21 protein-coding genes are annotated in these 21,857 nt (G+C 67.1%); 14 read left to right on the forward strand and 7 right to left on the reverse strand.

The features are described 5' to 3' along the window. Positions 1-2: 2 nt before the first annotated feature. The 7 genes from ACQEVY_RS25595 to ACQEVY_RS25625 all read left to right on the forward strand — a co-directional run bounded on the left by ACQEVY_RS25595 (position 3) and on the right by ACQEVY_RS25625 (position 5,068). Entirely contained in the window at positions 3-449 is a 447-nt protein-coding gene (locus ACQEVY_RS25595; RefSeq protein ID WP_432951794.1) for a hypothetical protein, read from the forward strand. Positions 450-522: 73 nt separating this feature from the next. Next, positions 523-1,230 (forward strand): FAD-dependent thymidylate synthase, encoded by a 708-nt coding sequence (thyX, locus tag ACQEVY_RS25600; RefSeq protein WP_432951795.1) that lies wholly within the window; start codon positions 523-525, stop codon positions 1,228-1,230. Between the two features lie 307 nt (positions 1,231-1,537). Beyond that, positions 1,538-1,876 (forward strand): hypothetical protein, encoded by a 339-nt coding sequence (locus tag ACQEVY_RS25605; RefSeq protein ID WP_432951796.1) that lies wholly within the window; start codon positions 1,538-1,540, stop codon positions 1,874-1,876. 14 nt (positions 1,877-1,890) lie between these two features. After that, entirely contained in the window at positions 1,891-3,681 is a 1,791-nt protein-coding gene (locus tag ACQEVY_RS25610) for a DNA polymerase (RefSeq protein ID WP_432951797.1), read from the forward strand. Positions 3,682-3,692: 11 nt separating this feature from the next. Continuing rightward, entirely contained in the window at positions 3,693-3,953 is a 261-nt protein-coding gene (locus ACQEVY_RS25615; RefSeq protein WP_432951798.1) for a hypothetical protein, read from the forward strand. Further along, positions 3,953-4,324: a DUF2493 domain-containing protein gene (locus ACQEVY_RS25620; protein WP_432955387.1), complete on the forward strand. Its 372-nt coding sequence runs from the start codon at positions 3,953-3,955 to the stop codon at positions 4,322-4,324. The genes ACQEVY_RS25615 and ACQEVY_RS25620 overlap by 1 nt, the downstream gene beginning before the upstream one ends. A 138-nt stretch (positions 4,325-4,462) precedes the next feature. Then, on the forward strand, positions 4,463-5,068 hold the full coding sequence (locus ACQEVY_RS25625) for a deoxycytidylate deaminase (protein WP_432951799.1): 606 nt from the start codon (positions 4,463-4,465) through the stop codon (positions 5,066-5,068). A 111-nt stretch (positions 5,069-5,179) separates the two neighbouring features. On the opposite strand, the gene ACQEVY_RS25630 is transcribed toward ACQEVY_RS25625, so the two are convergent. From ACQEVY_RS25630 to ACQEVY_RS25655, 6 genes are all read right to left on the reverse strand, one after another. Beyond that, positions 5,180-6,904 carry a recombinase family protein gene (locus ACQEVY_RS25630; RefSeq protein ID WP_432951800.1) on the reverse strand — a complete coding sequence of 575 codons (1,725 nt, stop codon included), beginning with the start codon at positions 6,902-6,904 and terminating at the stop codon, positions 5,180-5,182. 190 nt (positions 6,905-7,094) lie between these two features. Then, the gene (locus ACQEVY_RS25635) at positions 7,095-8,135 is read right to left on the reverse strand and encodes a CHAD domain-containing protein (RefSeq protein ID WP_432951801.1); all 1,041 of its coding nucleotides are present in this window, start codon (positions 8,133-8,135) and stop codon (positions 7,095-7,097) included. Then, positions 8,116-10,494 carry an RNA degradosome polyphosphate kinase gene (locus tag ACQEVY_RS25640; RefSeq protein ID WP_432951802.1) on the reverse strand — a complete coding sequence of 793 codons (2,379 nt, stop codon included), beginning with the start codon at positions 10,492-10,494 and terminating at the stop codon, positions 8,116-8,118. The genes ACQEVY_RS25635 and ACQEVY_RS25640 overlap by 20 nt, the downstream gene beginning before the upstream one ends. 107 nt (positions 10,495-10,601) lie before the next feature. Further along, on the reverse strand, positions 10,602-11,594 hold the full coding sequence (locus ACQEVY_RS25645; RefSeq protein ID WP_432951803.1) for a hypothetical protein: 993 nt from the start codon (positions 11,592-11,594) through the stop codon (positions 10,602-10,604). Then, entirely contained in the window at positions 11,591-12,490 is a 900-nt protein-coding gene (locus tag ACQEVY_RS25650; RefSeq protein WP_432951804.1) for an ABC transporter ATP-binding protein, read from the reverse strand. Before ACQEVY_RS25650 ends, ACQEVY_RS25645 begins: the two co-directional genes overlap by 4 nt. Then, positions 12,487-12,951, reverse strand: coding sequence for a GntR family transcriptional regulator (locus ACQEVY_RS25655; protein ID WP_432955388.1), 465 nt, complete (start codon positions 12,949-12,951; stop codon positions 12,487-12,489). Before ACQEVY_RS25655 ends, ACQEVY_RS25650 begins: the two co-directional genes overlap by 4 nt. 147 nt (positions 12,952-13,098) lie before the next feature. On the opposite strand from ACQEVY_RS25655, the gene ACQEVY_RS25660 reads away from it, so the two are divergent. The 5 genes from ACQEVY_RS25660 (at position 13,099) to ACQEVY_RS25680 (ending at position 17,164) form a co-directional block, all read left to right on the forward strand. Next, positions 13,099-13,641 (forward strand): RNA polymerase sigma factor, encoded by a 543-nt coding sequence (locus tag ACQEVY_RS25660; protein ID WP_328770642.1) that lies wholly within the window; start codon positions 13,099-13,101, stop codon positions 13,639-13,641. Continuing rightward, the gene (locus tag ACQEVY_RS25665) at positions 13,638-14,480 is read left to right on the forward strand and encodes a zf-HC2 domain-containing protein (protein ID WP_432951805.1); all 843 of its coding nucleotides are present in this window, start codon (positions 13,638-13,640) and stop codon (positions 14,478-14,480) included. The genes ACQEVY_RS25660 and ACQEVY_RS25665 overlap by 4 nt, the downstream gene beginning before the upstream one ends. Beyond that, positions 14,477-14,656, forward strand: coding sequence for a hypothetical protein (locus ACQEVY_RS25670; RefSeq protein ID WP_432951806.1), 180 nt, complete (start codon positions 14,477-14,479; stop codon positions 14,654-14,656). The genes ACQEVY_RS25665 and ACQEVY_RS25670 overlap by 4 nt, the downstream gene beginning before the upstream one ends. A 64-nt stretch (positions 14,657-14,720) precedes the next feature. Further along, positions 14,721-15,599: an ABC transporter ATP-binding protein gene (locus ACQEVY_RS25675; protein WP_328770645.1), complete on the forward strand. Its 879-nt coding sequence runs from the start codon at positions 14,721-14,723 to the stop codon at positions 15,597-15,599. Further along, positions 15,596-17,164 carry an ABC transporter permease gene (locus ACQEVY_RS25680; RefSeq protein WP_432951807.1) on the forward strand — a complete coding sequence of 523 codons (1,569 nt, stop codon included), beginning with the start codon at positions 15,596-15,598 and terminating at the stop codon, positions 17,162-17,164. The genes ACQEVY_RS25675 and ACQEVY_RS25680 overlap by 4 nt, the downstream gene beginning before the upstream one ends. A gap of 148 nt (positions 17,165-17,312) precedes the next feature. On the opposite strand, the gene mshD is transcribed toward ACQEVY_RS25680, so the two are convergent. Next, positions 17,313-18,239 (reverse strand): mycothiol synthase, encoded by a 927-nt coding sequence (gene mshD, locus ACQEVY_RS25685; protein ID WP_432951808.1) that lies wholly within the window; start codon positions 18,237-18,239, stop codon positions 17,313-17,315. A 409-nt stretch (positions 18,240-18,648) separates the two neighbouring features. Between mshD and ACQEVY_RS25690 the strand changes: the two genes are divergently transcribed. Continuing rightward, the gene (locus ACQEVY_RS25690) at positions 18,649-20,475 is read left to right on the forward strand and encodes a bifunctional metallophosphatase/5'-nucleotidase (RefSeq protein WP_432951809.1); all 1,827 of its coding nucleotides are present in this window, start codon (positions 18,649-18,651) and stop codon (positions 20,473-20,475) included. A 118-nt stretch (positions 20,476-20,593) separates the two neighbouring features. Continuing rightward, on the forward strand, positions 20,594-21,829 hold the full coding sequence (locus ACQEVY_RS25695; RefSeq protein ID WP_432951810.1) for an LmeA family phospholipid-binding protein: 1,236 nt from the start codon (positions 20,594-20,596) through the stop codon (positions 21,827-21,829). Positions 21,830-21,857: the final 28 nt, after the last annotated feature.

Consider the following 21,857-nt stretch of genomic DNA (forward strand, 5'->3'; position numbering starts at 1 on the left):
CTATGACCGATGCCGTTGCCGCTGTTGCCCCGAACCCCTTCAAGATCGGAATTACCCTCAAGGCCGCTGCGGGCTATGACGCCGAATGGCTCACGCCCACCGTGTTCGGTGCCACTGCGGACGAGACCGCGAAGCGCGTTCGTGAGCTGGTGCAGGCACTTGCCGACAACGGCGTGATCGAGCTGGTGTCGTCTGCGGCCGTGAAAATGCGTGACACCCACCAGCCCACCGCAGGCAAGGGCGGGAACTCCGCCCCGAAGACTTTCCAGGGCGGCAAGGTGCAGTCCGCGGCTCCTTCGGGTCCTGCTGGTGACAACTGCTCGCACGGCCGGACTCTGCGTGAGGGCCAGGGCGCCAAGGGCGCTTGGGCGGCCCTGTTCTGCAATGCCCCGAAGGGCTCGCAGTGTGACCCGCTGTGGAAGGACCAGAAGACCGGCGAGTTCAAGTAACAGCTAGCCGCTTTACATAGGCACCGAGACAGGGGCCGGGGAAACCCGGCCCCTTTTCGTTTGGAGTCATTCAGTGGCAGACATCACCACTCGGTCTGACGTAACCGTGAAGTTGGTCAACCTATCGGCCAACGACGCAATGGTTGCCAAGGCTGCACGCGTATCGACCATCGGAAAGGAATCGGCTGCCGACGATCTACCGACCGAAGGTCTTATCAACTACCTGATGCGTGACCGTCACGGTTCCCCATTTGAACACAACACGTTCACTTTCCTCGTAGAGGCCCCGATATTCGTAGCCCGAGAACACATGAGACACAGGGCTGGGTGGAGTTACAACGAGGAGTCAGGGCGCTACAAGGAACTTGAGGGCGCGTTCTATGTGCCTGCCAAGGAGCGAGCCCTTTTGCAGGAGGGTAAGCCGGGCGCGTACGTCTTCAAGGCGGGCAGTGATGCCCACTTCGCGCGCATGGCTTCCAACATGCTGGAGGCATACGGGGAGGCCTTCGCCGCCTATAAGGAAATGCTGAAGGCGGGCATTGCCCGAGAAGTGGCCCGCATGGTTCTTCCTGTCGGCATCTTCACGTCGTACTACGCGACGTGTAATGCAAGGTCGCTCATGCACTTCCTGAGTCTCCGAACAATCTCCGAGGGTGCTCGTTTCCCCTCGTTCCCTCAGCGGGAGATTGAGATGGTCGCAGAGAGGATGGAGCGGGAGTTTCGGGAGTCGATGCCTCACACTCATGCCGCCTTCGTCAAGCACGGTCGCGTAGCGCCGTAGAGGGGGGCACGGGGGGATTCCGAGACTACTTGACCTTTACTGCTGCCAGGGGGGCGCAGGAAAGGGATACCACAACGCGGGCTTTGAAGTCGTAGGTGTGGACATCGCTCCGCAGCCTCGGTACCCATTCGAGTTCGTGAGAGCTGAAGCAATTCAGTTCCTCCTTACGTATGGGCACCGGTTCGATTTCATACACGCCTCGCCGCCATGTCAGCTCTATAGCAAGACCCAACGCATCATGCAGAACGACCACCCAGACCTATTGGGCCCCACTCGGGATGCCCTTAACGCCGTAGGCGTCCCCTGGGTGATCGAGAACGTGATGGGGGCCCAGCCAGAAATGCGTGACCCGGTTCTCTTGTGTGGCGCCTACTTTCAGCTCAACACGTATCGCCATCGCCTCTTCGAGACGGGCGGGTGGGAGCTAAAGCAGCCGGATCACCCGGAGCATGTAAGACGCCAAACGAAGATGGGCCGCAGGCGCAAGCCGGACGAGATGGGCTATTACGTCGGCAACTTCATCGGCGTTGACGACGCCAAACAGGATCTTGGCGTTCCTTGGATGTCTCGCGAAGGAATTCGTGAGTGCATCCCGCCTTCCTACGCGGAGTACGTAGGAAGGGCATTCATTGAACAACTGGGCTAGACGGGGGAGGTACCTTGCTGAATCTTGCCTACAGGCTCAAAGGCCAGTCGATATCTATTCGGGTTGTCGAGACTGAAAGGGACCTCCCCGAGTTCGAGGAGTTCATCTCTCGGCATCGAATCCTGGGGTTCGACACGGAGACCACAGGGCTCGATTGGTGGGCCCAAGATTTCAGGTGCCGGCTGGCTCAGTTCGGCACGGGCTCTGAAGCATGGGTCATCCCCGTGGAGAAGGGCCCTGCGTTCGCTGAAGCCGTGCGTAGGGCTCTCCTCCGCCTTGAATGGTTGATTGCCCACAACGGCACCTTTGATCTCCACGTAGTGGAGGCCACTCTAGGAATCCCCATGGAGGAGCTTGCTCCGAAGATGTGGGATACCAGGCTTCTGGCTCACCTCGTGGACGGTCGAGCCGTTAAGGAAAAAGGTCCAGGCCTCAAGCTTGAAGAGTTGACCAAGTTCTACATCTGCGAGAAGACAGCAGATGAGGTCAAAGGTTCGATGCGGGAGATTGCAAAGCGGTACAAGACCACGAAGGAGAAGATTTGGAAGCTGGTTGATCTTTCGGATACGGACTTCCTTCTCTATGCGGGAATGGACCCGGCTCTTGCGTATCGCCTCTTCCAGATCCTCTATCGCCTTGTACCCGCTCGGTCTAAGTCTCAGGGACTTATCGGCTGGGAACACCGGCTAGCCCATGTGACCGCAAAAATGGAGCGGACGGGTTACCTGCTTGATGTTGAGTACGCCGAGGCCCGGTGTGCGGAACTGTCGGCGGAACAGCAGCGATGGGAAATCGTCGCCAAATCGTTTGGCGTCGAGAACGTCAACAGCAATCAGCAGCTCATTGACGTATTCACTGACCTCGGTGTGAAGCTCACCAAGCGGACAGCCAAGGGCAATCTGTCGATTGACGATGATGTCCTCTCGGCCATTGGGCACGATCTTGCGCATGCCGTGGTTCGGGCTAAGAAGGCTGGCAAATGGCGGAAGACGTGGTTTGAGAGGGCGCTGAATGGGCGTGACTCGAATGACCGGGTGCACGGATCGATAAATTCTCTCCTGGCCAGGACGTCCCGGATGAGCATTTCGGGCAGCATTCCGGCACAGACATTCCCCTCGGGGGATGGCTACGTACGGCACATGTTCCTTGCCGATGAGGGGCACGTCTCGTGTTCCATCGACTTCGGCAATATGGAACTCCGGTATCTGGCTGCCTTCTCGCGTGACCCAACGATGTTGAACGCGTTCCTCAACGGATTGGATCTGCACCAGATAACTGCTGATGCTGCGGACGTTGCCCGCAAGATCGGCAAAATGGCGAACTTCCTGACCGTGTATGGGGGTGGCTGGGCTGCCCTCATGGAGCAAGCCCACATCGATGAGGAGACGGCCAGGAAGGTTCTGGACGCCTTCGCCAGGACGTATCCGGGGGTCGGTGCCTTCGGTAAACGGCTGGCGGATGAGGCCCGTAAAACTGGCTTCGTCTACACGGCTACTGGTAGGCGTCTGCCGGTTGACCCCGGCAAGTGGTTCCGGGCTCTCAACTACTACGTACAGGGCGGATCTCGGGATGTGACCGCAAGGGCGCTCCTGAGACTCGACAAGGCTGGTTTTACGCCCTTCATGCGCCTCCCAATTCATGACGAGATCGTTTTCTCGTTCCCGGAGAAGGAAGCGCCTGAGATGGCGCGAGAGGCCGCACGACTCATGGAGTTCACCGTTAACGGTCTCCTGATTCCGGCTGATGCCGAGATAGGTAAGCGCTCCTGGGGGAGCGTCCTTGAACTTGAAGAAAGTAAGCACTAGGGGGAGAAATCATGGGCGAGAACGAGCAGGACAAGGAAGCCGCGGGCTCCTTTGAGGAACTGATCTCGGGCATCGAGAACCAGATGAACGCTGAGCGACTGCACAAGCAGGGGGCGTATGCCATCACTGCTGCCCGAATCTCGGGGACTGTCCTTACTGAGGCTGTGGCCTCTGGTGTTCCTCATGAGCTTGCCAAGGAGATGGCAGGCGACACCTGGAATTCCATCATGGGCTTCCACCCGCTCCTGGAGGACACAGAGGCTCAGGGCTGATCCGGCTTCTCGTCACTGGCTCTCGCACGTGGACTGACGTTGGCCTCCTAGAAGGGGTCATCGGAGAAGTGCTGTGGCTCGGGAGGTACAGGCCCCGTGACGTGCTTCTGATTCACGGGGCCTGCCCTCGGGGGGCCGATGCAATGGCGGACCGGTTCGCACGAGAGATCGGGATGCGGGTCAGCCGGCACCCGGCTGACTGGGACGCCTACGGGAAGAGCGCTGGGTTCCGGCGCAATGCCGAGATGGTTCGAGCGGGGGCCGACTTGTGCTTTGCCTTCATCAGGGGTGGCAGTGCGGGGGCTTCTATGACTGCTGATCTGGCCATGAAGGCTGGAATACCTACCAACGTCTTTATTCAGGGGGACTAGTGCCATCAGAGATGGAAGAACGCTGCGATCTGTGGAGGAGCGGGCTCAAGGGGTTGCCCTATGCCTCCATTGTTCCTGACCGCAGTCCAGCGCTGAAGTATCACAACGGGCTTCACAGGGCTAAGTCTGCTGTCGCATATGAGCGGCCCTCTCGATACAACTACGAAACGCGGTCCTGGCAATACCGAGGCGTTCGGGGTGGCGAGGTGTACGAGCGAGAAGGCCACTCCTGGAAGCTGCTGTACCGAGTGGAAGCGGGGACGCTTCAGGAAGACCTTCCTTGGAGGGGTGCGGGGGAGTTCGACTGTGAGTAAGCCCTCTGATCGTCCCTCTTGGGATGACTGGGCTCTCGGCATTGCTGACGCGGTAGCTCCTCGGGGGGACTGCACCAGATCACGTGTTGGTGCGGTCCTCCTGGACCGTAGAAGGCGCGTAGTCATGTCGGGGATGAACGGCACGGTTCCAGGCGAGAAGGGCTGTCTAGCGGGCGCCTGTCCCCGAGGGCGGGCCACGTACGAGCAGATCCCCGCTGGCAGTGATTACGGGAACTGCATTGCGATCCATGCCGAAGAGAACTTGTTGATCAATGCGAGGCGTGAAGACCTGGAAGGCGGCACGGTCTACATAACCCGTGCCCCGTGCTACCGGTGCTTGCCTCGTCTTAAGTCGGCTGGTGTGTTCCGCGTGGTGTGGCGGACTGAAACGGGGTGGGACGCGAAAGTGTTGGACTGGGGGAGGAAGTAGTGCAGAAAGAGGAAACCCCCGGCACGAAGCCGGGGGCATGGAGTGGTCGTTCCACCGTCTCCAAGGAAGAATGGGTCCAGAGTCAGCTATCTACGGCGCCCGATCCGGGCCCTAAGCAGCTTGAACGACTGGCGTTTCTTCTGGGGCTTGATCTGAAGGCTTAGCCTTCTTCTCCTTCCGCCAAGACACGACCAGTAGCTTGGGGTCAAATGGGGCTTTGTCGCTCCGGTCCTTAGGGACTGGCATGACGACAACTGAGGCGAGGACTTGAGTGATTACCTCTCGCTTTTCGTCTAGCTCCATTTGGCCCCATTTTTCTCGGCTCCACCCTCGGAGAAGGTTCCGCTTCCTCTCCTTCTTCAGGTGATCCTGTTCCTCGTCCTGAAGTGCCTTGATGTTGCGATTGAGGCGAGTCAGCATGTCGTGCACATCACCCCAGTCGGCCTCTCCATCAGCAACAGAGGCCTTGATGGCCTTTCGCTGCTGAATCAGTGCCTTTAGCTTGTCCTGGCCTCGCCAGGGAACCACTGTGGGCTTGGTGCCTGAGAAATGCTTGTCCAGGTAGGACAACATCAGTTCCTCAAGGAACTCGTCAACGGGGGCAACCCGTCGCCCAAGGCCCTTGCAGTTGGGGTCTCCGCACCGGTAGTAGTCGCCGTACTTGGCGTTAACACCGGATGCCTTGTTTCCGGACAGCTTGCTGTAGCACGTCTCTCCCAGCTCATTGATACGGCCGCAACGAAGCACACCGGAGAACTTGTAGCTCCCAGTGCGAAGTTTCTCCTCAGCCCCCTCAGATGCGGGGGCCTTTTTCATGCCACGGTGAAGGCGGTTGGCCTCCACTCCAGCCATGATGAGCTTCCAGGTCTCATAGCCGACCCCATCCCCGCCCTCCTCCTCTGGGCGGGGGTCGAAGTGGTCCCACTTGCCGATGACGGGTTCGCCTGTCTCGGTGTTGGTGACTAGCGCCCCGTTGAGGACACGACCGCCCCACCATGCAGGGTTCGTCACGGCACCCTTGACGCCTTGTTCGGACCATCGGCCCCCTCGGGCCGTCAGAACCCGCCTGCGGTTCATCTCGCCCGTGATGCCTCGCCAGGAGCGGCCCCCTGCCCGCAGCTTGATCATGTGCAGGAGTTCGGGCCACTCCTTCGGGTCCTTCTTGTGGTTGCCGAACCGGTAAGGGTCCTTGGAGGCGCCGAGCCAGCCGAAGCGGCGAGGGCCGCTGTAGATGGCTCCCTCCTCAGCGCGGTCCCCCGCGTTGCGCTTGGTCCGCTTACGGATCTTCCGGACCTCTGCCTCTCCTGTGCCAGAGAGCACCAGTCCCGAGAGGATCGCTCCGTCATCGTTGACGAGATCAAGAAGGTTCTTGTCTTCGATGAAGACGCCTTCGCCCACCATCGTCAAGGCGTCTTGCAGGGCGATGAAGTCGCGCGGCAGTCGGTAGACACGCTCCCTCTCGACTGCAACGCAGCCTCTCAGGGGTATGCCTGTCTCTTCTTCGTGGCCGTGCGTGATGTCTCTGATCATCTGCACGAACGCGGGGCGGACCACCTCGCGCTTGGCGGCAGTGATGTTGTTGTCCTCGTAGTGCACGACGACTGCGCAGCCGTGCAGGGCTGCGTTCCGGGTGTTGTTCTTGTGTTGGCGGCCAACGCCGATGGCGTCGCCGTCAAGGTGGTCCGCAGAGATGCGGGCTAGGGATGCGATGGGGGTTCTCCCGCCTAGCCACTCCTCCACTGTTCCCCCCTGGTCTAGGTGGGCTTGCAGCTCGGGAGCGACGTAGGAGCGGGAGAACGTCTTGGACGGACGTGCCGGGTTCCTAGTGTCGATCACAGGCCGTACGTTAGTTGCGTTCCTGTCATTTATCTAGTCCACCGTAGTCCCCGATGATACGATTCGTCGTACTTGGGCCTGTGGACCAGGCAGATCTCCAGTTCGCTGTCTACGGGCGAGCGGCGCCACAGGACGCAGCCCGCCGCGAGAACGGGGTTGCCGTCGGTCGTCTGCACAGTCCCTCCCTGGGTCACGAAGTACCGACTGTCTCCCTTAACCAGGCCTGCCGAAACGCGAACCTGGACGCTTCCACCTCGTGTCGCTGGTCCGCGTGCAGCACCCCGAGCGCGTACGCCGTCGCCGGGGCGATCCGCGGGGTACGGGCCGCCGATGCCGCCGCCGTGGCCGCCTCCGCCGCGTCCCGGTGCCGGTCCAGGGCCTGGCCCGCGTCCAACAGGCGTACGTCTACGGGGGCTTCCGTGCCGTACAGGACCTCGCGGGCGTATCGGTGCAGGCGCAGCAGAAGGCGGACCTGGTGCCAGGGGGCGTCCTGCGGCTGCGGGGCCGGGTCCGCGGAGAGGCCGTGGACAAGGGCTTCCGCGTTGTACGGGTGGCCCGCGCTGACCAGGGGCAGTCCGGCGACGGCGTCGCTGAGGCGGTCCTCCGCGGCTGCCGCGAGGGGCTTGAGGCCTGCACCGGTCGCGGCCGGGCTCAGCGGGACCTCGCTGGCCAGCACGGCGACGCTGTCCGCGACGGCGTGGAAGCGGCTGGAGCCGAGTGCCTGGAGGGCCGCGGAGTGGGCGCGCGTCCGGGCCAGGGTCAGCTGGCGTTCCAGGAGGGCGCCCGCCTTGGCCGCGCCCACGGTGAGGGTGCTCTTCTCCTGACGCTGTTCTGACGTCGCCTGCGCTGGTATCGGGGAGCAGCCCGACAGCCGGTTCAGGGCGCCGAGCAGGCGCTCGAGGCGGGACGCGTACGCGTGCTCGCGGGCCAGCGTGCCCGACAGCCAGGCCAGTTCGGGGCGCATGGCCTCCGACCAGTCCGTGTCCAGGAGCGGGCGGAAGGTGTGCAGGGTGCCGCTGATACGGCGGGCCGAGCGACGCAGGGCGCGGGCCGCGTCGACGGTCTCCGCCGTGCCGTTGCCGCCGCCGTTGCCGCCCGACGCCGTGCTGCCGCCCGTCTCGCGGTGCTGCCGCAGCGCGCGGAGGAACTCCGTGGCCTGGGCCTGGAGGTAGGCCTCCAGGGAGTCCCCGGCCACGGGTCCCGCCGCAGGGTCAAGGTGTTGCTTTGCCACGCCGGCGCCTCCGGGCGTCTATGAGCATCTCCTGGACGTTGCGCAGCCGCTGGCCGTCGCCGTCGGTCGCGTGGCGAGTCCACTCGCCGTCGGGGCCTAGGTGCCAGGAGGAGGTCTTGTCGGACATGCCGGTCTCGAGGAGCCGGTTGAGCGAGGCCCTGTGGGCCGGGTCCTTGACCCGGACCAGGGCCTCGATCCGGCGGTCGAGGTTGCGGTGCATCATGTCGGCGCTGCCGAACCACACCTCCGGTTCGCCGCCGTTGCCGAAGGCGAAGATGCGGGAGTGCTCGAGGAAACGGCCGAGGACGGAACGTACCCGTATGTTCTCCGACATGTCGGGCACTCCCGGCCGTACCGCGCAGATGCCGCGTACCCACACGTCAACCGGGACGCCCGCCTGCGACGCGCGATAGAGAGCGTCGATGATCGCCTCGTCCACCATCGAGTTGACCTTGATACGGACATACGCGGGACGCCCGGCGCGATGGTGCTGCGCCTCCTTGTTGATCCGCGCGATCAGGCCGTCGCGCAGGGACTTGGGGGCCACGAGGAGGCGTCGGTAGGTCTCGCGGCGGGAGTAGCCGGAGAGCCGGTTGAAGAGGTCGGAGAGGTCCGCGCCGACCTGGGCGTCGGCGGTCAGCAGGCCGATGTCCTCGTACAGGCGAGCCGTCTTCGGGTGGTAGTTGCCCGTGCCCACATGGGAGTAGCGGGCCAGCGTCTCGCCCTCCTGGCGGACCACCAGCGACAGCTTGCAGTGCGTCTTCAGGCCGACCAGCCCGTACACGACATGGCAGCCCGCCTCCTCCAGCTTGCGGGCCCACTTGATGTTGGCCTGCTCGTCGAAGCGCGCCTTGATCTCGACCAGGACGAGGACCTGCTTGCCGGACTCGGCGGCGTCGATGAGCGCGTCCACGATCGGCGAGTCGCCGGAGGTGCGGTACAGCGTCTGCTTGATCGCGAGCACGTCCGGGTCCGTCGCGGCCTGCTCCAGGAAGGCCTGCACGGACGTCGAGAAGGAGTCGTACGGGTGGTGCAGCAGGACGTCGTGCTCCCGCAGGGCGGCGAAGATGTCCGGCGCCGACGCCGACTCGACCTCGGCGAGATCGCGATGGGTGCCCGCGACGAACTTCGGGAACTTCAGCTCGGGCCGGTCGAGACGGCTGATGCCGAAGAGGCCGGTGAGGTCCAGGGGGCCGGGCAGCGGATACACCTCGGCCTCGGAGACCTTCAGCTCACGCCTCAGGAGATTGAGGACGTACGGGTCGATGGACTCCTCGACCTCCAGGCGCACCGGCGGCCCGAAGCGGCGCCGCATGAGCTCCTTCTCCAGGGCCTGGAGGAGGTTCTCGGCGTCGTCCTCCTCGACCTCCAGGTCCTCGTTCCGGGTGACCCGGAACATGTGGGTCTCCAGGACCTCCATTCCCGGAAACAGCTCCTCCAGGTGGGCCGGCGCGGAAATCACGTCCTCCAGGGGGACGTAACGGCCGGGCGAGGCCTCCAGGAAGCGGGACAGCAGCGGCGGGACCTTGACGCGCGCGAAGTGGCGGTGGCCGGAAATCGGGTTCCTCAGGTCGACCGCGAGGTTCAGGGACAGACCCGAGATGTACGGGAAGGGGTGCGCCGGGTCGACCGCGAGAGGCGTGAGGACCGGGAAGATCTGGTTGCGGAACAGCGTGAAGAGACGGGCCTGCTCCTTCTCCGTCAGCTCGTTCCAGCGGACCAGGTGGATGCCCTCCTCCGCGAGCTGGGGGGCCACGTCCTCCTGGTAGCAGGCGGCGTGCCGGGCCATCAGCTCACGGGAGCGGGCCCAGATCATCTCCAGCACTTCGCGCGGCTGCAGACCGGAGGCCGAGCGGGTGGCGACGCCGGTCGCGATACGCCGCTTCAGGCCTGCCACGCGGACCATGAAGAACTCGTCCAGGTTGCTGGCGAAGATCGCGAGGAAGTTCGCCCGCTCCAGGAGGGGCGTGTCCGGATCCTCGGCGAGCTCCAGGACGCGCTCGTTGAACGCGAGCCAGCTGCGCTCCCGGTCCAGGAAGCGGTTCGGCGGGAGCTGTGGGCCGACGCCGTCGGTCTCCTCGTACGCGTCGAGGTCGGCGTCGATGTCGGGCTCGAGGTCGGAGACCACGGCCGACACGGTGTGCGGTCGGTGCGCGGCGATGGAGCCGACGGAGGGCTGGGCGTGCTGGACCTGGAGGTCGGGCTGGGTCATGAACCCATTGTTCCGCGTCGGAACCGAAACGGGCGCGTCAGAAGAAGCGGGCGGGAGCGCGGCGACGAACTGCAGGCTCCTGCTCTCCTGTACCGGTGGGGGCTCGTTCTCCGGAGGAGGCGAAGGCTCGGGGACGGAGGGGCTCATTCACTGAGCGTCGCAAGTTCGTCTGAATCGATGGTTACGGCAACATGACGTACGGGACATGGAGGGGCGTCTCCCGGGGGTCCGCACCCCCGGGAGCCGGAGACGCCCTACCCCCGTGAGGGCGTACTACGCCGCAGCAGCCAGAAGGCGACGACGGTGGCGAGGGCCGCGAGGGCCAGCGCGATGCCGGCGTCCATGAGCTGGAGCGGCCAGTGGTGGGACTGGGGATGGAAGTCGGTGTAGCGCGCGGCGACATCCCCTTCCTTCAGGCAGCCAGGGCTCGGCAAGTTGGTGCAGAGGAGGGCGCCCTCGCGCCGTTCGCCGGAGGTGAGCACGTATCCGCTGCTCATGTGGAGGGCCGTTTGTGGCAGCTGGTACCCGTCCGGGCCGGAGGCCGTCCCGGACGAGGTGGGCCACAGGTGCCACCGGTACCAGTCCATGAGGTTGAAGAAGGCCAGGGCGGCGGCGAAGCCGAGGCCGGCGGCGGGCAGGGCCCTTTTCGTGACCAGCCCGGCGAGGGCTCCGAGGGCGAGGCCCGCGAGGGCATACGTGACGGCGGTCGGGCCGGTGGTGATGAAGGTGTCGGTGGAGTACCAGTCCAGGGCCAGGTCGGGGCCGCCGTCCTGGCGGGCCCAGACGTTCAGCAGGACGGCAGTGGTGGTGCCGGCGGTCAGCAGCAGGGCCGGGACGGCGAGCTTGGCGGCGAGCCAGCGCAGCGGGGTGACCGACTGGGTCCAGGCCAGTCGCGCGGTGCCGCTCTCCAGCTCCCGGCCGATGAGCGCGCCGCCCGCCCAGGCGGCGACGGGGAACATCAGGTACGACAGTGCCTCGGCCGTCCGCGACACGATGCGGCGGTACGTCGTGTCGTCGAAGGTCGACGCGGTCATTTCGAAGCAGGGCGCGGGAGTGATGCAGGGGCCGGTGCTCGCGCGGGCGGTGTCCCCGATGACGTACATCCAGACCATGGCGGCCGCGAAGGCCACGAGGGCGGCGCCCCCGACGTACAGCGCCGTGCGGTGCAGGCGCAGCACCGACCAGGTCAGGCCGCGTGGTGCGAGCCGGCGGCGGGCGGCCGTCGGGGCGGCGTCGAGGGCGGTCATACGGCGGCCTCCCGGGCGGCGGCGGGGTCGAGGGTCAGCGCGGGGGCGTCCGGGCTGCGGAGGTGGGCGAGGACCAGCTCTTCGAGGGAAGGCTCGGCGGTCTGCCAGGCGCCGTCCAGCGGTCCGGCCGCGCGGACGAGGGCGGAGAGGTGGCGGCCCGTGGTGCGGGACTCGACGACGGTGTGTGGCGCGAGGGTGTCGAGGGCGTCGGCCGGCCCGGTGAGCAGGGTGTGCGCGGCGAGCAGGTCCTCCAGCGGGCCCGCGAGGCGCACCCGGCCGGCGCCGAGCAGCAGCAGGAAGTCGCAGGAGCCCTCGATTTCGGCGACGACGTGCGAGGACATCACCACCGTGGTGCCGGTCTCGGTGGCCTCGGCGAGCAGGGTGCCCATCAGTTCGTGGCGGGCCAGCGGGTCGAGGTCGGCCATCGGCTCGTCCAGGAGGAGGAGTTCGGGGCGCTTGCCGAGCGCGAGGGCGAGCGCGACGCGGGTGCGCTGGCCGCCGGAGAGGGAACGGACGCGCGCCTTGGGGTCCAAGTCCCCTTGTGCCACTACTCGTTCGGCCACGGTCGTGTCCCACCGGCCGGAGTTGAGCTCCTGGCCGAGGCGCAGTGTGTCGGCGACGGTGAGCTGGAGGTGCAGGGGCTTGTCCTGGGCGACGTACGCGATGCGCGCGCGGGCCTCGGTGGGGTGCGTGCCGAGCACGGTGAGCGAACCCTCGGTCGGCCCGAGCAGGCCTGCGGCGACGGCGAGCAGCGTCGTCTTGCCCGCGCCGTTGGGGCCGACGACCGCGCAGACGCGTCCGGCCGGGAGCCGGAGCGTGCAGTCGCGCAGCGCCCACTTTCCCCGCCGCCCGAACCGTTTGCCCAGCGCGGCCGCCTCGATGGCGGTGTCGGTCATTCCTGGTCCCCCTTGAGATCTTCCTTGTGGTCTTCGTGCTTGTGGTCTTCGGGGTCTTCGGGGTCTTCGTGGTCTTCGTTGATTTCCGCGGCGAACTGTTCGTCGAGTACGGCCGTGAAGAGCGCGGCCACGTCGTCGCGGTCCAGGCCCTCCGCGCGGGCGCGGGACGCCCAGTCGGACAGCTCGGCCGTCAGCGGTGAGTCCGCCCGGGCGGCCCCCAGTGAGCGCCGTACGAACGTGCCGAGGCCGCGCCGCGCCTCGACCAGGCCCTCGCGCTCCAGTTCGCGGTAGGCCTTCAGGACGGTGTTCGGATTGATGGCGGTGGCCTCCACGACCTCGCGGGCTGTGGGGAGCTTGTCGCCGGGTTCGAGCAGGCCCAGGCGGAGGGCCTGCTTGGTCTGCTGGACGATCTGGACGTAGGTGGCGACGCCAGTGCGCCGGTGGATGCGGTACGCGACCACTCGGACAACCACCCTTTCACTAATTGAGTAGTGAAAGGGTGGTGCAAGTGGGGTTGGGTGTCAAGGTCTTTCAGGATCCCGAGGATTCTTCCGGATCATGTGAACCGATCCGTGAACCGATCGGCGGGGCTCGTCCGATGAGGAGATGTGAGCGAAGAACGAAGCGACGGGGAGCTGCTGCGGGCGGTCGCGGCCGACGGGGACCGGCGCGCCTTCGAAGAGCTGTATCGGAGGTATGCGCAGTGGCTCACCGCACGGCTGCGCGGGCGATGCGCCGATGCCGGGGTCGTCGACGACGTCGTGCAGGAGACGTTTCTCGCCGTGTGGCGGGGCACCGCCCGCTATCGGGAGGACGGCGACGTGGCCGGCTGGCTGTGGCGGATCGGCTCGCGCCGGCTGATCGACGCGTTGCGGAACGACGGGGCGCGGGGCCGACTGCGGCAGGCGCTCGCCCGGCTGCGGCACCGGGACGAGGCGTCCGCGGAGGAGCGCGTGCTCGCGGGGGTTGAGCACGGGGACCTCGCGGGCGCCCTCGTCCGGCTGTCGCCGGAGCTGAGGGCCGTCCTCCAGGCCACGGTCATCGACGGGCTGACCACCCGGGAAGCGGCCGTCCTGCTGGGCATCCCGCCCGGCACGGTCAAGACGCGGGCGCTGCGGGCCCGCAAGCAGCTGCGGGAGGAGTTGGCATGAGCTGGCATGTAGCGGAGGACGATCTCCGCGCCTATGTACGGGGCGAACTGGCGCCGCCCATGCTCTGGTCCGCCGACGCGCACCTCGCCGCCTGCGCCGAGTGCCGGTCCGTGCTGAATGAGGTCGGCGACTCGGTGGCGCTCGACGAGGGCTGGGAGCGGCTGGACGCCGAGTTGGACGCGCCGATGCCCGGGTTCGTCGAGGCGCTCCTTGTGCGGCTCGGCGTCGGGGACGACACCGCGCGGCTGCTCGCGGCCACGCCCGTGCTGCGGCTGTCCTGGCTGAGCGCGCTCATCGCCGTGCTGGTCATGACGATAGTGGCCACCCATTCCGTACAGTCCGCGGATTCGCCCACGCTGTTCCTCGCCCTCGCACCGCTGCTGCCGCTCGCCGGGGTCGCGCTGTCGTACGGGCCCGTGCTGGACCCGACGTACGAGATGGCCGTGGTCTCACCGGTACACGGCTTCCGGCTGCTGATGATCAGAACGCTGGCGGTGCTGCCGGTCGGGCTCGGGGTCAACGGCCTGGCGAGCCTGGCCATGCCCTCGTACGGCCTGCTCGCGGCGGCTTGGCTGCTGCCGGCGCTGGCGCTCACGGCCCTCGCTCTCGCGCTCACCCCGAGACTCGGCCCCGGCACCGCGCCCGCCCTGGTCGGTGGGGGCTGGGTGGTGTTGCTGGTGGTGGCCCACCTGATGGCGTCCTCGGGCAGCACACTCGCGCCGTTCACAGCTCAGGGGCAGGGGGCCGCGGCACTGGTCGCGGGTCTCGCCAGCTGGCTTCTCTACTACGTACGTGATCGTTTCGACTTCTCCAACGGGAGCACCGGGAGTGCCGTATGAACCTCACCTTCTCCACCGCCTCACGCAAGACGTGGAAGCTGCTCAAGGCCACGGTGGTGATGATCGCGTCGGTTGTCGTCTGGGTGCTGCGTTTCGTGCTCGAGCTCGTGCTCATATTCGGGCAGTCGTCGTCCCGCGGCCGGGGGTCCTCCTCCAGTGGAGGGGACGACGGATGAGGGCAACAGCGTCCGCTCCTGCCTTCGCCTCTCCCCTCCCTCTCGCTTTCCGTAGGAGCTCCGTATGACCGACCTCCGTACGACACCCACGGTGTCCGCCTCCGGGCTGACCCTGCGCTATGGCAGAACGGCCGCCCTCGACGACGTGTCCTTGCGGCTCACGACCGGCGTGACCGGGCTGCTCGGGCCGAACGGCGCGGGCAAGACGACGCTGCTGCGGGTGCTGGCCACGGCCGTGCCCCCCGACCGGGGCGCGTTCACCGTGCTCGGGCACGATCCGGCCACCGCGGCGGGGCGCCAGGAGGTGCGGCGCAGGCTGGGTTATCTGCCACAGACGCCTGGCTTCCATACGGACTTCACGGCCTTCGCCTCCGTCGACTATGTGGCGATCCTCAAGGAGATGACCGACCGCGCGGCCCGGCACCGAGAGGTGCGGCGCGTGCTCGAGGCGGTCGATCTCGGGGACCACCGCGGCCTGCGGATCCGTCGGCTGTCGGGCGGAATGCGGCAGCGGGTCGCGTTGGCCGCCGCGCTCGTGGGCGACCCCGGTTTCCTCGTACTGGACGAGCCGACGGTCGGGCTCGATCCCGAACAGCGCATGCGCTTCAGGGAGTTGATCGCCACGGCGGGCGAGGGGCGTACGGTCCTGCTCTCCACCCACCAGACCGAGGACGTCGCGATGCTCTGCCACCGCGTGATCGTCCTGGCCGGCGGCCGGGTCCGCTTCGATGGCACCCCGGCCGAGCTGACCGCGAGGGCGGAGGGCCGGGTGTGGAGCGGTACGGAGCGGGATCCACGGGCGAAGGCCGCCTGGCGTACGGGGACGGGGGCTTTCCGGCACCTCGGGGATCCGCCGGAGGGGGCGTCGCTGCTCGAACCCACGCTGGAGGATGGGTACTTGCTGGCCCTTGAGGCTTCTGAGGACTCGGGGGTGGCCGCGTGAGTACGGAGGTTTCGGAGGTACGGTCCGCCGGGTCGGCGGTGGTCCCGGACTCCCGCAAGCGCTGGAGAGCCGTGATCGCGCTCGCCCGTTTCGAGGCGCGTGAACTGTTCCTGCAGATCCCGGTGTTCATCCTGTTCCTGGGCTATGTGGTCGCGGCCGGCTGGGAGTTGTGGCGGGGCGATGACGAGGCGGGGCCGTACCCGGTGCTCCAGGACGTGGATCGCTCCACGCAGTGGTCGTCGGTGCTCCTGTGGATAGCGCTGGTGATATGTGTCCACCGGGCCGTGCTGCGTTCCCGTCAGCAGGGCACGGACCGGCACATCGAAACCCTGGTCATGGAGCCGTGGCGGCGCACGGTGGCGCATGCGCTGTCGGTGGTGCCGTTCGCCCTGGCCACCGCACTGGTGGTGGCCGTGCAGTACACCTGGGCGGCGGTGAAGCCGGGAGCGGTCGGCTCGGGTTCGTTCTTCGAGCTGGTCGTGGGGCCGCTGTCCGTTCTGTTCTTCGGTGTCGTCGGGGTGTTGCTCGCGCGGGTGGTGCCGTCGGCGTTCGCCGTGCCGCTGCTTGTGGTGGGCGCCTTTGTCGCGGCCGAGTCGCTGACCTCGGCCACGGACGACGCGCACTGGGTGCAATGGCTGATGCCGGTCGTCGAAAGCAACCAGTCCATACCCGTGCCCTCCGATCTGCTGGGCCGTCCCGCCGAGTGGCACGCGCTGTATCTGCTGGGGCTGATCGTGCTGGCGGCGTGCGCCGCGGTGCTGGTCAGCGGCGGGCGGGCGCGTGTGGTCAAGGCTGTCGCTGCGGGGGCGGCGGCGTTGACCCTGGTAGGGGCGGCGGGCCAGTCGCGGGGCGAGTCGCCCGAGCTGCTCGCGGAGCGGAAGCGGGCCTCGGTGGCGCCGGAGGAGTTCCAGACGTGCGTTCCGCACGGCCGGTCGACGTACTGCGCGTTCCCCGAGTGGGAGGGGCAGACCGGGGACTGGGCCTCGGTCGTCCGGCGCGTGCAGTCCCTCGCGGGCGGTTCCGCCGCGGGTACGAAGCTGACGGTTCGCCAGCGCGTCAACCTCGTCTACGGCATCACCGGCAGCGCGGCGATCGACCCCTCCCGTACGCCGGGCCAGGTCACCGTCCGCACCTTGTGGGGCGGCAACTACACATCCGAGTTCGCCGTCGGGGTCTCCTCCGTGCTGGTCGCGGGCAACGAGGAAGCCGGCTCCCTGTTGTGCGATGCCCGTGTCATCCCGGTGATGTGGCTGGCCCTCGGCACGATGGACTACCCGATGGCGAAACTCCGCGCTCTGCGGCTCGACGGCAGTGACATGGGCGGCGCCGTTGTCAGTACCCCCACGAATCCCTTGTCCATGGCGGCCCAACAGACGGAGGTGGTGAAGGAGTTGCTCCAGCGGCCGCGCTACAGCGTCGCGGCGAAGGTGAAGGCCCACTGGACGGAGTTGACGTCTCCGGAGACTTCGGTGGCGCGGGCGGCGGAGCTGTTGGATGTGCCTGTGCCGAAGGGGGACGACGGGGTGAACGAGAAGGGGGACTGCGAGACGGCTGCGTACAGATGACGGCACTGGCGGCAAGTGACGGCAAGTGACGGCAACCGCACCGGGCGATCAGGCGGCCGTCGCGGCTGCTAGAGCCTCGCGTGCCATGTGCGGCGCTAGGGCTCCGTCCGGTACAGGCGGTGCTACGACCCGTCCAGTGCAGGCGGTTCTACGACTCCGTCCGGTACATCAGGTCCGTCTCGTACGTCACGAAGCCCAGGCGTTCGTACACCGTCACCGCGGCCGTGTTGTCCGCGTCGACGTACAGCATGGCCGTGGGCAGGGCCTGGGCCGCCAGGTGGCGGAGGCCGATCGTGGTGAGGGCCTTGCCGAGGCCGCCGCCCTGGGCGCCGGGGCGTACGCCGAGGACGTAGACCTCGCCGAGGCCCTCCTCCGCGTGGACCTTCGTCCAGTGGAAGCCGATCAGTTCGTCGCCGCGGAAGGCGAGGAAGAAGCCGGAGGGGTCGAACCAGGGCTGGGCCTTGCGGTCGTCGAGGTCGCGTTGGGTGAGGGAGCCCTGTTCGGGGTGGTGGGCGAAGGCTTCGGCGTTCACGGTGAGCCAGGCCGCGTCGTCCTCGCCGGGGACGAAGGTGCGTACCGTCACGCCCTCGGGAAGCGTCGGCTCGGGCAGGTCGAAGTCGGTCAACGGGCGCCGTAGCTGGCGCAGTTCGCGGAAGAGGGTGAGGCCGAGGACCTGGGCGAGGTGGCGGGCGGCGGAGTGGCCGCCGTGGGCCCAGACGCGTAGCCGTTTGCCGGACTCCGCGAGCAGGGCGCTGCCGAGGGCTCGGCCGTGACCGCGGCCGCGGTGCGACGGGTGGACGACCAGCTCGGCGGCCGGGGCCTCGACCGGGTCGGTGTCCTCGAGCTGGGCGTAGCCGACGAGCTGGCCCTGCACGGTGAGCAGCAGGTGCCGTACGCCCACGCGGGGGCCTCCGGTCAGCTGCAGCCGACCCTGCTCGGACACCGCTTGCTGACCGTCGGTCCGGGCGGACTCCTCGAGGAGGGCGAGGACTGCCTCGGTCTGGGCGGGGGTCAGCTCGGAGAGGGTGTCGAGGGTGCGAGTGGGGACGGCGGGGGCCGTGTCGTCGCTGGTCATGAGTATGAGGGTAAGGGTGGTGCGTCCTACTGGATATGTGGGTTCGTATCTGTGGGTTCGTTGTGGCTGGTCGCTCCCCCACTCTCGGCTGCGCTCGAGCGGGGGGACCCCCATCGCGGCGGAGCCGCATATGTCACAGCCCCGCGCCCCTTACGGGGCGCTGGTCGCGCCCACGCGGCGGAGCCGCCTGATGTGACAGCCCCGCTCCCCTGACGGGGCTCGGAAGCGCACCGGACTTCGAAAGTGCGCTCAGTTTGCAGGACCCGTGGCGGACAACCTGTCCCGTTCATGGCGAATCGTCCCAGACGGCAACCAGTCCGTAACCCTGAACCCCTGTTCGCGCTACGCGCGTTGACTCTAGGCTGCCGCCGGACGGGGCCCAGAACTCAGCCGACCCACAGGGGGGCACATGTCAGCCAAACCTCAGCCGCACCACCGGAGACGCCGGACCCGGCGGCTCGTCGCGGCCGCCGCCGGTATCGCCACCGTTGGTGCGCTGATCGCCGCGTTGCCGGCGGTGGCGGGCGAGACCGGGAGCGAAGCCAAGAGCAAGAAGCCCGGGGGCTATAACAAGCCGAGCCGGTACCAGGACGTGCAACTGCTCTCCTTCAACGACCTGCACGGCAATCTGGAGCCGCCGTCCGGTTCGTCCGGCCGCGTCACCGAGGTGCACGAGGACGGGCACACCGAGACCATCGACGCCGGTGGTGTCGAGTACCTCGCGACGCACCTGCGCCAGGCGCGCAAGGGCAACAAGTACTCGGTCACCGCGGCCGGCGGCGACATGGTCGGCGCCTCCCCGTTGATCTCCGGGCTCTTCCACGACGAGCCCACCATCGAGGCGCTGAACAAGCTCGACCTGGACGTGACGAGCGTCGGCAACCACGAGTTCGACGAGGGTGCCAAGGAACTGGCCCGCCTGCAGAAGGGCGGCTGCCACCCCACCGACGGCTGCTATGTCGAGGGCAAGAAGTTCAAGGGCGCCGACTTCCCGTACCTCGCCGCCAACGTCCTCGACGAGAAGACCAAGAAGCCGATCCTCAAGCCCTACTGGGTGTGGAAGCAGAACGGCGTCAAGGTCGGCTTCATCGGCGTGACCCTGGAGGACACCCCGGGCATCGTCTCCGCGGAGGGCGTCAAGGGCCTGAAGTTCAAGGACGAGGTCGAGACGATCAACAAGTACGCCAAGCTGCTGGAGAAGCAGGGCGTCAAGTCGGTCGTCGCGCTGATCCACGAGGGCGGCTTCCCGGCCTCCACGGCGTACAACTACGACTGCGACTCCCCGGGCGCCGGTGACGGTATCTCCGGCCCGATCGTGGACATCGCGAAGAACATCACGCCGAAGGTCGACGCCCTGGTCACCGGCCACACGCACACCGCGTACGCCTGCACGATCAACGACCCGTCGGGCAAGCCGCGTACGGTCACCTCGGCCGCGTCCTTCGGTCGGCTCTACACCGACACGACGCTGACGTACGACCGCTGGACCGGCGACATCGCCCGTACGGCCGTCGACTCCGCGAACCACGTGGTCACCCGGAATGTCGAGAAGGCCCCCGACATGACCGAGCTGATCAAGAAGTGGAACACCCTCGCGGCGCCGATCGGCAACCGCGCCATCGGCCATATCTCCGCCGACATCCCCGCCACCGGCACCGAGTCCCCGCTCGGCGACCTGATCGCGGACGCGCAGCTCGCGCACGGCAAGGAGCTGGACCCCGAGACGGATCTCGCGCTGATGAACCCGGGCGGCATCCGTACGGGCCTGACGTTCGCGGCGAAGGGCGCCGAGGGCGACGGGGTCGTCACGTTCGCCGAGGGCTTCGCGGTGCAGCCGTTCGCCAACACGGTGAACCTCCAGGACTTCACGGGCGCCCAGCTCATCAAGGTGCTCCAGGAGCAGGTGACCGGCGCCAATGCGGCCGCACCCAAGGTCCTTCAGGTCTCCGACGGTCTGACGTACACGCTGGACCTGACGAAGACCGGTGCGGACCGTGTCGTCGCCGACTCGGTCAAGCTGAACGGTGCCGCCATCGACCCGGCCGCCACCTACCGCGTCGCGACCAACAGCTTCCTCGCGGGCGGCGGCGACGGCTTCACCACGCTGGGTCAGGGCACGAACGACGTCGTGGGCTCCGACGACCTGACGGCCCTGGAGAAGTACCTCACCGCCAACTCCTCGGCCACGAACCCGATTTCGCCCCCCGCGGCGAACCGGATCACGGTCGTGCAGTGACGTCGTGAGGACCCTCGTCAGGGATCCCTCAGGATTCTCCTGAGGGATCCCGTGAGGAATCTCCCTTACTAGCAGTAGAACTTGCGGGTGGGGTCGGTACGCATGGTGAGATGAGCCGATGCGTACCCCCCACCCCATAGAGACGCATCCCGCAGCGACGCCTCCCTATACGAACCCGTACGACGAACTCGGCGCCCTGGACGACGGGCCGCTGGAGGAGTTTCTGCACGAGGAGCACGACGACTACGAAGATCGTGAGGCCTCCGATGAGACCGGTGAGGACTGGGCCCCGCCCAACCACCGCCGGGGCGCCCGTACTCGCCGCCGGAAGAACCGTTTCGCGGGCCTGCCCCTCGCCTTAAAGGCCGTGGTCGGGCTCGTCGTCCTCGCGGCGTTCCTGACCCTCGCCGACCGCTGGGCCCTCCTCTACGCCGAGCACGCGGCAGCCGACAAACTCAAGAACCAGCTGGACCTGAGCGCCGCGCCCGAGGTGGAGATCGGCGGCTTCCCCTTCCTTACGCAGCTCGCCGACAGCCGGGTCGACACGGTGAAGGTGACCGTGCCGGACGTGGCGGCGGACCGGGTCTCCCTGGCGAAGGTGTCGGCCACGGCCACGGGCATCCGGATCGAGGGCGGCCTCACGTCCGTACGGGGCGCCACCATCCCTCAGTTGCAGGGCGAGGTGCTGCTCTCCTTCGCGGACCTGAACCGTGAACTCGGTGCGTCCCAGGTCACGTTCACCGGTCACGGCACGGACGAGGTGCGGGCGCGCGGCACGTTGCCCGTCGCCGGGCAGAATCTGCGGCTGCGCGCCGACGCGCGGATCCAGCGGGACGGCGACCGTGGAATCTCGACCGAGATCGACGGAATGCGCCTGGACATCGGCGACTTGGCGACCTACCGGCCGGGCTCCCGCCCCTCCGAGGGCCTGCACCTGACGTCCACGTCGGCCGAGCGCCTGGCCAAGGAGACCAAGAAGGCCAAGGCCCTGCTCGCCATCCCCGCGATCGTCGAACGCCTCGGCGTCCCGCGGTCGGCGGTGCAAGAGGCGCTCCGCGACGACACGAAGCTCGCTGAACTCACCGGTTCCTCGGACTTCGCCCGCGAGGCGATGAACCTCAACCTCATCGACATCGCCGCGGACAACCCCGCGCTCCTGAAGCGTCTCGGCTTCGACCCGGCCCTCCTCGACGGCCTCACCCAGCTCACCCGCCCGGTGCTGGTCGACCGCCTCTCCCTCGGCTTCCGCCTCCCGAAGCCGGCGGACGGGGACGTACGACTGCAGGACGTACGGGTACAGAAGGACGGGATCCGGGTCAGGGTTACTGGGGAGGGTTTGTCGGTCGGAGGCTAGGCGTACTTGCCCAACTCCGGTGCGGCAT

The organism is Streptomyces sp. CA-288835 (assembly GCF_050936385.1).
Classification (GTDB): Bacteria; Actinomycetota; Actinomycetes; order Streptomycetales; family Streptomycetaceae; genus Streptomyces.